9 protein-coding genes and 1 pseudogene are annotated in these 14,017 nt (G+C 70.7%); 1 reads left to right on the top strand and 9 read right to left on the bottom strand.

Going from position 1 to position 14,017, the window contains the following annotated elements:
• Positions 1-90 precede the first annotated feature (90 nt).
• From der to metH, 5 genes and pseudogenes are all read right to left on the bottom strand, one after another.
• On the bottom strand, positions 91-1,422 hold the full coding sequence (der, locus tag ACX1D1_RS09800; RefSeq protein ID WP_459054439.1) for a ribosome biogenesis GTPase Der: 1,332 nt from the start codon (positions 1,420-1,422) through the stop codon (positions 91-93).
• A 34-nt stretch (positions 1,423-1,456) separates the two neighbouring features.
• The gene (cmk, locus tag ACX1D1_RS09805) at positions 1,457-2,113 is read right to left on the bottom strand and encodes a (d)CMP kinase (protein ID WP_459054440.1); all 657 of its coding nucleotides are present in this window, start codon (positions 2,111-2,113) and stop codon (positions 1,457-1,459) included.
• A complete protein-coding gene (locus ACX1D1_RS09810) occupies positions 2,110-3,183 on the bottom strand; it encodes a prephenate dehydrogenase (protein WP_459054441.1) in 1,074 nt (357 codons plus the stop codon). Before ACX1D1_RS09810 ends, cmk begins: the two co-directional genes overlap by 4 nt.
• Positions 3,180-4,759, bottom strand: a pseudogene (locus tag ACX1D1_RS09815) (HAD-IA family hydrolase). Before ACX1D1_RS09815 ends, ACX1D1_RS09810 begins: the two are co-directional and overlap by 4 nt.
• Complete coding sequence (gene metH / locus ACX1D1_RS09820; RefSeq protein WP_459056576.1) at positions 4,749-8,171, bottom strand: methionine synthase; 3,423 nt, start codon at positions 8,169-8,171, stop codon at positions 4,749-4,751. The pseudogene ACX1D1_RS09815 and the gene metH overlap by 11 nt, the downstream one beginning before the upstream one ends.
• A 93-nt stretch (positions 8,172-8,264) precedes the next feature.
• On the opposite strand from metH, the gene ACX1D1_RS09825 reads away from it, so the two are divergent.
• On the top strand, positions 8,265-9,116 hold the full coding sequence (locus ACX1D1_RS09825; protein ID WP_182799923.1) for a proteasome assembly chaperone family protein: 852 nt from the start codon (positions 8,265-8,267) through the stop codon (positions 9,114-9,116).
• A gap of 78 nt (positions 9,117-9,194) precedes the next feature.
• On the opposite strand, the gene rpe is transcribed toward ACX1D1_RS09825, so the two are convergent.
• From rpe to ACX1D1_RS09845, 4 genes are read right to left on the bottom strand one after another with little or no spacing between them, the layout of a single operon-like run.
• Positions 9,195-9,848, bottom strand: coding sequence for a ribulose-phosphate 3-epimerase (gene rpe, locus ACX1D1_RS09830; RefSeq protein WP_182799922.1), 654 nt, complete (start codon positions 9,846-9,848; stop codon positions 9,195-9,197).
• Positions 9,849-9,869: 21 nt separating this feature from the next.
• Positions 9,870-11,174 (bottom strand): RsmB/NOP family class I SAM-dependent RNA methyltransferase, encoded by a 1,305-nt coding sequence (locus ACX1D1_RS09835; RefSeq protein ID WP_459054443.1) that lies wholly within the window; start codon positions 11,172-11,174, stop codon positions 9,870-9,872.
• Entirely contained in the window at positions 11,171-12,085 is a 915-nt protein-coding gene (gene fmt / locus ACX1D1_RS09840; protein WP_459054445.1) for a methionyl-tRNA formyltransferase, read from the bottom strand. The genes ACX1D1_RS09835 and fmt overlap by 4 nt, the downstream gene beginning before the upstream one ends.
• Positions 12,082-14,016 carry a primosomal protein N' family DNA-binding protein gene (locus ACX1D1_RS09845; protein WP_459054446.1) on the bottom strand — a complete coding sequence of 645 codons (1,935 nt, stop codon included), beginning with the start codon at positions 14,014-14,016 and terminating at the stop codon, positions 12,082-12,084. Before ACX1D1_RS09845 ends, fmt begins: the two co-directional genes overlap by 4 nt.
• Position 14,017 lies beyond the last annotated feature (1 nt).

Below are 14,017 nucleotides of genomic sequence, written 5' to 3' on the forward strand. Positions count from 1 at the left end.
GTCTCCTACTGTCGGCCCCGGAGGGGTCAAGTGCGTTGGACCTCCACCCAACCACACCGTCGGCCTCCTCGGGAAGACTCACCAGGACGATCAGACGCGGTCCTTGCGCTTCTCCCGCGCACGGACCTCAACCTGCACGGGTGACCCGACGAAGCCGAAGTCCTCCCGCAACCGGCGCTCGACGAAGCGCTTGTACTGCTCGTCCATGAGCCCGCTCGTGAACAGCACGAACATGGGCGGGCAGTTGTGGGCCTGCGTGCCGAAGAGGATGCGCGGCTGCTTGCCGCCCCGAACCGGGTGCGGGTGCGCAGCGGCGAGCCGGCCGAGGAAGGCGTTCAGCTTGCCGGTGGAGATCCTGGTCTCCCACCCTGCCGCCGCGGCCTCGATGGCCTTGCTCAGCTTGTCCACGTTGCGCCCCGTCAGCGCCGAGATGTTCACGGTGGGCGCCCAGCGCCAACCTGTCAGGTCGCGGTCGATCTCGCGCTCGAGATACTTGCGGCGCTCCTCGTCGGTGAGATCCCACTTGTTGAACGCGATGACCATCGCGCGCCCGGCGTCCTCGATGGAGTTGAGGATGCGCAGGTCCTGGTCCGTGAGCGGCTCGGAGGCGTCGATCACCATGATGCAGACCTCGGCGCGCTCGATGGCCGCCTGGGTGCGGAGGCTGGCGTAGTACTCGTGCCCGCTGGCCTCCTTGACGCGGCGGCGGATGCCGGCCGTGTCGATGAGCCGGTACACCTGCCCGCCCACCTCGACGATCTCGTCGACGGGGTCCACGGTGGTGCCGGAGATGTCCGAGACCACGACCCTCTGCTGGTCGGCCAGCTTGTTCAGCAGGGACGATTTCCCGACGTTGGGCTTTCCGACGATGGCCACCCGACGCGGCCCCGCCTCCTCGACCTCGGCCTCCCGAGGCGCCTCAGGCAGCGCGGCGAGGAGGGCATCGAGAAGATCCCCGGACCCGCGACCGTGCATGGCCGAGACGGGGTAGGGCTCCCCCAGCCCCAGGTTCCACATCGTGGCGGCCATCACCTCGTGGCGTTGATCGTCGACTTTGTTGGCCGCCAGGACCACGGGCTTGTTCGATCTGCGCAGCACGCGGACCACGGCCTCATCCTCGTCGAGGGTGCCGACGTGGGCGTCCACGACGAACAGCACGGCGTCGGCCAACGAGATGGCCAGTTCTGCCTGCTCCGCGATCTGCGCTGCCATGCCCTGGGCGTCGGAAAGCCAACCGCCTGTGTCGACGAGCACGAACTCGCGGCCGTTCCAGTTGGCGTCGTAGGACACACGGTCTCGTGTGACGCCGGGCTGATCCTGCACCACCGCCTCGCGGCGGCCAAGGATGCGGTTGACCAGCATCGACTTGCCGACGTTGGGCCGCCCGACGACGGCAACGATCGGCTTGCGCAGCTCGCTCACAGTGGCTCCTTGGTCTTGGTGCGGACTCTCCATCCTACTGGGAGCCGACAAGAGCGACGATTCGCTCAACCACCTCGTCGGGGCTGAGCCACGTCGAGTCGATCACCGTGACCCCGTCGGCGGCCTCCGTGAAGTTGGCCACCGTCGAGTCGTCGCGGTCCCGGCGGAGCACCTGGTCCGTCACCTCTTCGGCCGTGGCGAGGTCCGCCACCTCGGCCGCGCGGCGCGCCACCCGTGCCGCCGGGTCCGCAACCAGGAGTACCCTCACATCGGCGTCCGGTGCGACGACGGTGGTGATGTCGCGGCCCTCGACGACCATCCGGCCGCCGTGCTCGTCGATGATGCGGCGCATCAGGGAGGTCAGCAGCCGACGGACCTCCAGGTTCGTGGCGATCTGGGACACGGCCGCCGAGATCCGGGGCTCGCGGATCTCGAGCGTCACATCCGTCCCGTCGATGACGAACGTCGGCGCGTCGGGCGACGTCTCCACCACCAGGTCGCAGCCCGCCACCAGCGCCGCGGCTTCCTCGCTCGAGGCGCCGTCAGGGTAGCGGCGCAGATACTCGGTGGTGGCCGCGCGGTACATGGCGCCGGTGTCCAGGTAGCCGAGCCCCAGACGGCCGGCCAGGAGCTTCGCGGTGGTGGACTTCCCCGACCCGCTGGGCCCGTCGATCGCGATCAGCAAGCTCATTGAACGCCTCCCCTAACGGCCCAGCCGGTCCACCCGCGGGCCACGATGTCTGCCCGCAGCTGTTCCGCCATCTCACGCTCCACCGAGATCGACAGGTAGCCCACCTCGCGGACCGGGTCGTGCGTGAGCTCGAAGTCTTCCACGTTGAACCCGGCCTCGCCGATGTCGGTGAACAGCCGACCCAGCGCTCGGGGCTCGTCCGGGATCTCGACGGTGACCGACACCGTGTCCAGCGGGCCGTGGCCGTGCTTACCCACCAGCGAGTGGGCGCCGGCCTGGCCCATCGCCAGGAACTGCTCAAGCTCCTCCGGCTGGTCCAGCACGCCGATGAGGTGGCTCAGGTCCTGCGCCACTTCACTCAGCTCGTGCCGGACCGCGCCCGCGTTCGCGGTGAGGATCTGGCGCCACAGAGCCGGGTCGGAGCCGGCGATGCGCGTGACGTCACGGATCCCCTGCCCCGCCAGCCTCAGGTTCTCCGCCGGCACCTCCCGCAGGTGGCTGGCCGTCAGGATGCTCATCAGATGCGGAACGTGGCTGACCTGCGCCACCGCCTCGTCGTGCGCAGCCGGGGGCATGGTCACCACCAGCGCGCCCACGTCCCGGGCCAGCTGCTCGACGGCGGCCACATCCGCCGGCGCGTTCCCCTCGACGGGGGTCACCACCCAGGTGCGGTCGCGGAACAGGTCTCCCGACGCCGTGAGCGGTCCGGTGAACTGTGAGCCGGCCATCGGATGCGAGCCCACGTAGCGGCGGTGTTCGGGCGCCAGGGTGGCGACGGCGGCGAGGATGGGTGCCTTCACGGACCCGACGTCGGTCACCACCGCGTCAGGAAACTTACCGAGCACCTCGGCCACCAGCGTGGGGATCACTGCGGGCGGGGTGGCCACCACCACGATGTCCGGGTTGTCCGTGGACTCGTCGCTGATGCGTCCGGCGCCGAGCCCAGCGGCAACCAGGGAGTGCGAGGAGACGATGTCCCATAGCATCACGTCGTAGCCGGCACGGGTCAGCGCCAGGCCCAGCGACGACCCCACCAGGCCGGCGCCCAGGATCAGCACCCGCCGCGTCATGCCCTGCCGCCGAGCTCGGCGGGGATGTTCGCCGGCCGGGGGCCCTGATAGTCGGGTCCGTAGGCACCGGGGGCGGGGCGCCGCTTGCGCATCGGCGCCGCGACCCCGGGCGCCAACCGTCGGGAGGTGATGAGGAAGCCGGTATGCCCCGAGGTGCCGTGGCCCGGCCTGATGGCGAGGCCCTCGGCGTGCCAGTCCCGCACCGTGGTCTCGGTGGCGTGCGGCTCGGTGAATCCCCCGTGGGCCCGGAACGTGTCGGCCACCTTGCCGAGCTGGGTGGCTGTCGCCACGTAGCAGGTGAGCACCCCGCCGGCGACGAGGCGCTCCCCCACGGCGTCGATGCACTCCCACGGCGCCAGCATGTCCAGCACCGCACGGTCGATGGGCTCGTCGTCGATGGCCTCCACGAGGTCCCCGACGGTCAGCCGCCAGGCGGGGTGCGGCCCCCCGAGGAAGGCCTCGACGTTGCCGCGGGCCACGTCGGCGAACTGCTGGCGGCGCTCGTAGGAGTGCAGCGAACCCTCAGGCCCGATGGCGCGCAGCAGCGCGATCGACAACGCGCCCGACCCGACGCCTGCCTCCAGTACGCGGGCGCCCGGGTAGATGTCGGTCCACATGAGGATCTGCGCGGCGTCCTTGGGATAGATGACGGCGGCGTCCCGCGGCATCGAGACCATGAACTCACTCATGAGCGGCCGGAACGCCAGATACTGCTGCCCTCCGGCGGAGGTCACCGTGACGCCCTCAGGTCCGCCGATCAGCTCGTCGTGGCTGACGGCACCCTTGGTGGTGTGCCAGACCCCGCCGTCCTTCAGGAGGATCGACTTGCGGCGGCCCTTGCCGTCGGTGAGAGTGACCCGGTCCCCCGCCTTGAGCGGGCCTGTGTTCACGCCGGAAAGGTTCATCTGACTTCCTTCAACTCACGCCACACGCTGGCCAGCTCCGGCCACGTGGTGGTGGTCAGCCCGCGGGAGGAGACATGCATGCGGGGATGCGGCGGCAGGTCCACCATCGACGGGACAGCGTAGACCACCGCACCCGCGGCCAGCGCGGCGGTGGTCCCGGGGACGGAGTCCTCCAGGACCACAGCATCCTCGGCGGCCACGCCCAACCTGGAGGCCGCCGTCAGGTAGCCCTCGGGATGCGGTTTCGCCCGCGACACCTCGTCGACGGTCACGATGACCTCCACGTTGCCGGGCAGCCGCTCGCGGGCCGCCTCCAGGATGATGCGGTCGCTGGCGGTGACGATGGCGCACGGCACGCCCGCGTCGGCCAGCTCGGCCATCAGCTCCCGCGCCCCGGCCATCCACGGCAGGTCGTGGGCGCGGATGTGGGCGGCGATGCGCTCATGGAGCTCCTGCCACACCGAGGCCGCCTCCTCCGGGATTCCCATGTCGTCGGCCATCATCTGCGCGGTGATCATGGCGTGCTGCCCGTGGCAGGCCAGCATCATGTCCTCACCCCACTCGACGCCGTACCCGGCCAGCATCTCGCGCTCTGTGGCGGCCCACAGCGGCTCGGTGTCCACCAGGGTGCCGTCGAAGTCCCAGAGGACCGCCTTCGGCTCAGCCTGCATTGAAGTACTTCGCCTCGGGGTGGTGCACGACGATGGCGTCGGTGGACTGCTCGGGGTGCAGCTGAAGCTCCTCGCTCAGCTCCACGCCGATGCGCGACGGATCGAGCAGCGCCACCAACTTCGCGCGGTCCTCGAGATCCGGGCAGGCGGGGTAGCCGAATGAGTAGCGCGACCCGCGGTACGCCTGGTCCCGGATGGCGGCGGTGATGTCGGGGCTGGCGGCGAAGCCGAGGTCCTCGCGGATGCGGCTGTGCCACAGCTCTGCCAGCGCCTCGGTGAGTTGCACGGAGAGTCCGTGCAGTTCCAGGTAGTCACGGTAGGCGTTGGCCTCGAAGATTCGTTGCGTTGCCTTGGCGACCTCCGCCCCCATGGTGACCAGCTGCATCGCCAGGACGTCCGGGCCGTGGGCGGCGGCCTCCTCCTCGTCGCGGAAGAAGTCCGCCAGGCACAGCCGCTTGTCGCGGCGCTGCCGCGGGAACGTGAACCGGGCCACCTCGCGTGCCGTATCCTCCGGCGACCCGACGATCAGCGTCTCGCCAGCCGAGTGCACCGGGAAGTAGCCGTAGACCACGCCGAAGTTGGCCAGGTTGTCGGTCTTGATCCGGTCCAGCCACATCCGCAGCTGCGGCATGGCCTCGGTCTCGACGAGCTCCTCGTAGGAGGCGCCGTCGCGCAGCGGCTTGAGCCCCCATTGCCCCAGGAACGTGGCCCGGTGGTCCAGCCAGGCTGCCACCTCGGCCAGGGCGATGCCCTTCACCACGCGGGTGCCCCAGAACGGGGGCGTGGGCACGTCGACGCCACGGGCGACCTCCGAGCGGACCCCCAGCTCCGGCTCCACGACCTCCACCAGGGAGGTCTTGGCGTAGCGGCGCTTCCGCGGCGCGGGCAGCGCCGCACCCGGAATGCCCTGTTTGACGGCCATCACGGCGTCCATCAGCGCCAGGCCCTCGAAGGCGTCCTTGGCGTAGCGCACCTCGCCGTCGAACATGTCGCCGAGGTCGTGCTCGACGAAGGTTCTGGTCAGCGCCGCGCCGCCGAGGAGCACCGGGTACTTCTCCGCCAGACCGAGGCGGTTGAGCTCGGCGAGGTTGTCCTTCATCACCAGCGTGGACTTCACCAGGAGCCCGGACATGCCGATCGCGTCCGCCCCGTGCTGCTGGGCGGCCTCGACGATGGCCTGGATGGGCTGCTTGATGCCGATGTTGATCACCGTGTAGCCGTTGTTGCTGACGATGATGTCGACGAGATTCTTGCCGATGTCGTGCACGTCGCCGCGGACCGTCGCCAGCACCAGGGTGCCCTTCCCGGCATCGTCGTCGGCCTTCTCCATGTGGGGCTCGAGATAGGCCACCGACTGCTTCATCACCTCGGCGGACTGCAGCACGAACGGGAGCTGCATCTGGCCGGACCCGAACAGCTCCCCCACCACCTTCATGCCCGCCAGGAGGTCCTCGTTGATGATGTCCAGCGCGGCCTTGCCCTGGAGGGCCTCATCCAGGTCCGCGGCGAGGCCCTTGCCCTCACCATCGATGATGCGGCGCTGCAGCCGCTCGGCCAGCGGGAGCGCGGCCAGCTCGGCGGCACGCGAAGCCCGCACCGAGGCCGCCGTCACGCCCTCGAACAGGTCCAGGAACTTCGTCAGAGGATCGTAGTCACCGTCCCGGCGGTCGTAGACGAGGTCCAGCGCGACCAGGCGCTGCTCCTCAGGGATGCGGTCCATGGGGATGATCTTGGCGCTGTGAACGATGGCCGAGTCCAGGCCGGCGACGACGCACTCGTGCAGGAACACCGAGTTGAGCACCATGCGCGCCGCTGGGTTGAGGCCGAAGGACACGTTGGACACGCCCAAGGTGGTGCGTACCCCGGGATAGCGGCGTTTGAGCTCGGAGATGGCCTCGATGGTCTCAATGCCGTCGCGCCTGGTCTCCTCCTGGCCCGTGGCGATGGGGAACGTGAGGCAGTCGACGAGGATGTCGCCGACGTCCATCCCCCAGTTGCCCACCAGGTCGTCGATGAGGCGGGACGCCACCCGCACCTTCCACTCGGCCGTGCGCGCCTGGCCCTCCTCGTCGATGGTGAGCGCCACCACGGCGGCACCGTGTTCGCGCACCATCGGCATGATGCGCCCGAATCGCGATTCCGGCCCGTCCCCGTCCTCGTAGTTGACCGAGTTGATGATGCTGCGGCCCGCCAGCCGCTCCAACCCGGCCTGGAGGACGGGCGGCTCGGTGGAGTCGAGGACGACCGGAAGGGTCACCGAGGTGGAGAGCCGGGCGGCGAGCACCGCCATGTCGGCGGCACCGTCGCGCCCCACGTAGTCCACGCACAGGTCCAGCACGTGGGCCCCGTCACGGGCCTGCGCCTTCGCGATGTCCACACACTCGTCCCAGTTCTCCGCCAGCATGGCGTCGCGGAACGCCTTGGAGCCGTTGGCGTTGGTGCGCTCCCCGATGCTGAGGTAGCTCGCGTCCTGCGCGAACGGCACCTCGATGTACAGCGACGACGCCGCCCGCTCGGTCTCCGGGTGCCTGGGCACCACCTCGCGGCCGGCGTAACGCTCAGCCAGCAGCCGGATGTGCTCGGGCGTGGTGCCGCAGCAGCCCCCGATCATGGCAAGGCCGAACTCCTCGACGTAGGCCCCGAGTGCGTCGGCCAACCCGTCGGGGCCGAGGGGGTAACGGGCGCCGTCGGCGGTCAACTCCGGGAGCCCGGCGTTGGGCATGGCTCCGATGGCGATGCCGGCGCGCCGCGACAGATGCCTGAGGTGCTCGCTCATCTCCGCCGGGCCGGTGGCACAGTTGAGGCCGATGCAGTCCACGCCCAACGCCTCGAGAGTGGTCAGCGCAGCGCCGATCTCCGAGCCGAGCAGCATGGTGCCGGTGGTCTCGACGGTGACGTTGATCAGGATCGGCAGCTCCACCCCCATCCGCTCGCGCGCGCGCTTGGCGGCGATGACGGCCGCCTTGGCCTGAAGCAGGTCCTGGCAGGTCTCAATCTGCACCGCGTCGATGCCGCCGCGGATCATCGCCTCCACCTGCCGCTGGTAGGCGTCCCGGATGTCGGCGAACGCGATGTGGCCCAGCGTAGGCAGCTTGGTGCCCGGGCCCATGGAGCCGAGCACGAAGCGGGGCCACTCGTCGGTGCTGAACTCGTCCGCGACACCGCGCGCGATCCTGGCCGCAGCCTCAGCCAACTCCTCGAGGCGGTCCACGATGTCGTACTCGGCCAGCGCCGCCAGGTTGGTGCCGAACGAGTTGGTCTCCACCGCGTCCGCGCCGGCCTCGAAGTAGGCGCGGTGCACGGAGGCCACCACATCCGGGCGGGTCACGGACAGGATCTCGTTGCAGCCCTCAAGCCCCAGGAAGTCCTCATCGACGGACAGCTCGCCGAAGGACTGCAGCATGGTCCCCATCGCCCCATCGGCGACTAGGACGCGACGGTTCAACAGGTCAGAGAGGGTTTTCGACACCCGCACAGGCTACCTGCCCCACTGTAGGGTGGAACAATGCAGTTCACGCCGCTGGAGGGTCTTCGGGAGCCAGCCGTCGTCATCGCCTTCTCGGGCTGGAACGACGCGGGCAATGCCGCCAGCGACCTGATGCGCCACCTCATCGACGCCTACCCCGGCACGGACGCGGGCATCATCGACGACGAGCGGTACTACGACTTCCAACACACCCGTCCACTCCTGCAACGCGCGGTGGACGGACCATGGGTGGAGTGGCCCGCCGTGCGGATCCGGGTAGTCCATCACCCCGAGCGCGACATCGTGGTCATGCTGGGTCCCGAGCCCAACCTGCTGTGGCGCACGTTCGCCGCCGAGCTGATCGGGCGGATCAAGCAGATCGAGCCGGAGATCGTCCTGTTCCTCGGCGCGATGCTGAGCGACACCCCCCACTCGCGCCCGCTCCCGGTGGGGCTCTACACCTCGGATCCGATGGTGGAGCGCACCTTCCACATGCAGAACAACGACTACACGGGACCAACCGGGATGATCGGAGTGGCGAGCCAGCTGATGATCCACGAGCGGATTCCCGCGGCGTCCCTGTGGGTCTCGGTGCCGCACTATGTGTCCACACCACCCAACCCCAAGGCCCAGGACGCACTGCTGACCGAGTTGGAGGGCGTCCTCAAGATCTCCGTGGACCACAAGAGCATCCCCGAGGAGGCGGTGCGCTGGTCCTCTGCCGTGGATCAGCTGAGCCAGCAGGACCCGGACATCGCCGAGTACATCGAGCAGCTCGAGGAGGCCCGGGACCAGGAGGAGGTCAAGGAGGCCACCGGCGACACGATCGCGGCCGAGCTGGAGAAGTTCCTCCGACGCCAGATCGAGGACGAGGAGTCCGACGGAGGCTAGGGAACCACTGATCAATCATGTCCTGGCTGCGGCGCACCGGATCGGGCGATCTGACACCCCTCCATCTGGATATGGACGCTAGTGGGCGCAGGCCGCCACAGCGGCCTCGCGCAGCTCGCGCACCATGACGTCGGGATCCGGGGCGCTGTAGACCGCGGACCCGGCGACGAACGTGTCCGCCCCGGCCTCCGCGCAGCGCCCGATCGTCTCGGGGCTGACGCCCCCGTCGACCTGCAGCCAGATGGGTCGATCCCCGATGAGCGCCCGGGTCCGGCGAATCTTGGGCAGCACCACGTCCAGGAACTTCTGTCCCCCGAAGCCAGGCTCCACCGTCATGAGCAGGACCATGTCCACCTCGCCGAGGATGTCGGCGTAGCCCTCGATGGCGGTCGCGGGCTTGAGCGCCATCGAGGCGCGGGCTCCGAGCCGGCGCAGCTCCCGGGCCAAGCGGATGGGCGCCCCTGCGGCCTCGATGTGGAACGTCACGGACTCCGCGCCCGCCTCGGCGTAAGCCGGCGCCCACCGGTCCGGATCCTGGATCATGAGGTGGATGTCCAGCATCTGTCCAGTGACCTTGCGCAGCGCCTCCACCACCGGCAGGCCGATGGTGAGGTTGGGCACGAAGTGGTTGTCCATGACGTCGACGTGGATCATGTCGGCGCCGGGGATCCGGCCGATCTCGACGGCCAGGTTCGCGAAGTCCGCGTTGAGGATGCTGGGCGTGATGCGCATGCCCGACAGCCTATCCTCCGGTCAGCCGCGCAGGAGCGCGAGGTACATCGCGTCGGTGCCGTGCCGGTGCGGCCACAGCTGCACGTCCTCGCCCAGCTCGCAATCCGGCACGCCCGGCAGTGAGTCAGCCGCCCTGAGGCGGCGCACGTGGGGGCGTTCCCGCAACACGTCGTCGACCACCTCGACCGTCTCCGCGCGGTGGGGGGAACACGTGACGTAGGCCACCACCCCACCGGGCACGACGGAGTCAAGCGCGTGCCGCAGCAGCGAGCGCTGAAGCTCGCCCAGGGCAGTGACGTCCTCGGGGCGACGGCGCCAGCGCGATTCCGGGCGGCGCCGCAGCGCTCCCAGTCCGCTGCACGGCACGTCCACCATCACGCGGGCAAACGATCGGCCCCACGCGGGGGCGGTGCCGTCCGCGGCGATGGTGACGTGCCCGGTCGGATAGGCAGACAGCGCCTGGCGCACCAGGCGGGCCCGGTGCTCCTGCGCCTCGCTCGCCAGCAGCCACTCCCCCGCCTCCACGGCCAGCCCGGCCAGCAGTGCGGCCTTGCCGCCCGGGCCGGCGCAGGTGTCCAGCCACGGCCCGACGGGGGCGTCGGTGAGGGCCAGAGCCCACGCCACCAGCTGGGAGCCCTCGTCCTGCACCCCGGCGCGACCCTCGCGGACCGCGGCCTGATCCGCCGGCGCTCCCTGGGCCACGGCACCGAACGGCGAATACCTGGTGGGCGTGGCGCCTTCAAACTCCGCAGGGCTGGCGAGCCCGGGCCGCACCACCAGCGTGGGCCTGGGGTTCACGTTGTTGGCCGCGAGGGCCTCCGGCAACTCCTCGGGGGGCAGGAGGTCGGCATAGGCCTCGACGATCCACCGCGGATGGTGGCCCGTGATGGCCAGTGCCCCGATCTCGTCGGCATCGGCGGACAGCTGCGCGGTCCATTCGTCCAGGCTCCTTGCGGAGATTTTGCGCAGCACCGCGTTGACCACTCCCGTCACACGCTGCCCCACGGTGGAGCGGGCCAGGTCAACGGTGGCCCCGACGGCGGCGTAGCGCTTGATGCCCATCGACAGCACCTGGTGGGCGCCCAGCCTGAGCAGGTCCACCACGGCCGGTTGAAGCGAGGACAGCGGCCGCCCTGCGGCGGCCTCGATGATGGCGTCGTAGGTGCCCATCAGCCGGCAGGTGCCGGCCACGAGTTCCGTGACAAGGGCGGCATCGCGTGAGTCAAGGCCGGCCACAGCGAGCCGCTTGGCCAGGGCGAGGTTGGCGTAGGCGTCCTCGCCGGTGACCTGGCGCAGGACATCGAACGCGACGCGACGGGCGCTCACGCGAGCACCGTGGACTCGACGCCGCCGCGCGCCCAGTCCGCCGCCGGGATCCGGCGCTTCCCGGGGGCCTGGACCTCCAGGAGTTCCAGCGCCACCGAGCCGGTGCCGACGAGGACCCGTCGTTTCGTGGCGGAGAGCTCTCCCGGGCCCAGGGAGGGGGCGTCCGGCGCGGGCGCGGACCGGTACACCTTGAACCGCTGTCCGTCCAGCTCGCACCACGCTCCGGGGTCCGGCGAGCAACCCATGATCAGGCGGTGGATCTCCCTGGCCGGGCGGCTCCAGTCGATCCGCGCCTCCTCGACGCCGATCTTGGGCGCGATCGTGACGCCGTCGGTGAGCTGCGGCGTGGGGGCGAGACCCGCCTGGACGAGGTCCATGGCGGTGACCAGCTGGCGGGCGCCGGTCTCGGCGAGCAACGCCAGGATCTCCCCGGCGGTGCCCTCAGGCATCGGCAGCGACTCCATCAGGTACACGTCCCCGGCATCGAGCTCCTTGACGATCCGGAAGCAGCTGGTCCCGATCTCGTCGTCGCCGGCCATGATTGCCCGCTGCACGGGGGCGGCGCCGCGCCAGCGCGGCAGCAGCGAGAAGTGCAGGTTGACCCAGCCGTGGAGGGGGATCTCGAGCGCGGACTGCGGCAGCAGGGCACCGTAGGCAACCACCGCGCAAGCGTCGGGCGCGATCTCCCGGAGACGGGCCTGGAAGTCCTCGTCTCGCGGATGGCCGGGCTTCAGCACCTCGATGCCCAGCTCCACCGCCCGTGCCGCCACCGGTGAGGCGGTCATCCGCCGCCCGCGACCCGACGGCGCGTCCGGGCGCGTCACCACCGCCACCACGTCGTGATCCGACGCCACCAGTGCGTCCAACGACGCGACCGCCACCTCGGGGGTCCCCGCGAACACGAGCCTCATCTGTCCTCCAACGTCTCAGGGTCGACATGTATGCCGAGCAGCCCACGCTCCTTGCGCGCCGAGCGGATTGCCGCCGCGCTCTTCACCCGGACGGTGAGGTCCCTGGCCCGCTCGACGGGGACCCGCAGCAGCGCCGCCCACCTCTCGGGCCCCACCTCTGTGGGACCGAGGATATCGACTCCTGCCCAGTCGTCGTTGTCCAGGAACTCGCGCACGCCCTCAGGCTCCCCGACGATCCGGGCCAGCTTCACCGCGGGGCTGAGGCCCGCCTCTGCGCGGTCCTCGAGCTCACGCGATGCGAAACCCGCCAGATCTGCCCGCAGCAGCGCCTGCACAGCGGGGTGCGGCGAGGGGCCGACGATGAGAATCGATCCGCCCTCGCGAGGGCCCCGGGCAAGGGCGGCCGCGTTGGCCCATCGCCGCACCGACTCCTCCGGGGCGCGAAGCTCCGCCCGGTTGAGTGCCACCTCGGCGTCCAGGATCAGCACACCCGCGTAGCCGGTGGGAGCGATCGGCTCGGCTCCTGGCGTCGACACCACGATGGCGGGTTCGTCCGGGGCCTCGTCGCGGATCCGATCGGCCGAGCTGTTGAGCGCCAACACGCCGGGGAAAGCCCGGGCCAGTTCCTCGGCAGTCCTCGCGGCCCCGGGCAGCGGGGTGCGGAGAGCCGACGTGTGGCAGTGGGGGCAGGACCAGCGCACAGGCGTGTGCCCGCACAGCGCACACTCCGGCACGCCTCGCCGCCGCTCCCGCATCGGCCCCCCGCACTTGTCGCAGACGGCGCGGTTGAAGCAGCGGGCACAGCTCAGCGCCCCGGCGTAGCCGCTCATCGGCACCTGCACGAGCACGGGCCCCTGCGCGAGATGGTCGCGGAGGAAGCGGAAGGCCACGGACGGGATCCTCAGCCGGGCCGCCGACGGGTCGCGCTCCCGGTCCTCCTCGGCCACCACCCGCACAGGCGTGGAGACGCGCCGCGCCTGCGCCGGGGGCAACGAGAGCTCCCGCAGCCAGCCCCGTTCCACAAGCGCCTGCGCGTCGGTGGAGCGGCCGTGACCGGCGATCAGCAGGGCGGGCCCCTGACGGGCGGAGCGGACGACGGCGACGGCCCGGGTGTGCGGATGGGGGGCCCGAGGCTCGGCGTGGGCGTCGTTGCCGTCGTCGACCACCACCAGCAGGCCGAGGTCACGCATGGGCGCGTAGACGGCGCTGCGGGTGCCTACCATGATGCGCGCCTCCCCCCTGGACGCTGCCAGGAAGGCGCGATACCGGGCGGATCGCCCACTCTCCGCGGCGAGCGTGCCGACGGAGCCGTGCCCGAACACCGTGCGCAGGCGGGCGGCCGCCACCGCGAGTTCGCGCATGGTGGGGACCACCACCAGGGCCGAACGGCCGGAGCGCAGGGTGGCGTCGACGGCCTCCGTCACCCCACCGACCAGGTCTCCCACCCCGCCGAAGACGGCCGCCACCTGCCACAGCACCCTCGGCGAGCGGCCCTCCGCGAGCGCCTCCAGCAGGGCCTGTCCGTCGGGGTACCCGGGCAGCACCGTGGCCTGCTCCAATGGCTTGGGCTCGGACCAGGCGCGCTGGGGGGCCTTCTCGGTGGCGGCGTGGCGCGGGGGGATGGCCAGCCGTGCCGCGTCAGGCCAGGTGCCCGCGTAGTGGTCCGCGACGGCGCGGATCAGCCCGTAGACCTCGGGCGTCACGATGGGCTCGGAGGAGACCACCTTGCCCAGTTTCGCCAAGGTGGACACCTCGGACTCGTCGACCAGCTCGATGAGCCACCCGTCCCGGGTGGTGCCGGCGAACGGCACCTTGACCCGCGACCCGGGCACGGCCGCCTCCGCGAGCGCCTCGGGTACCTCGTAGTCGAAGAGCCGGTCCAGGTGGGCCAGCGGCACGTCGACGGCGACCCGCGCCACCCGCGGGGGCATG

The sequence above is a fragment of the Tessaracoccus luoxuelianae genome (genome assembly GCF_054483915.1).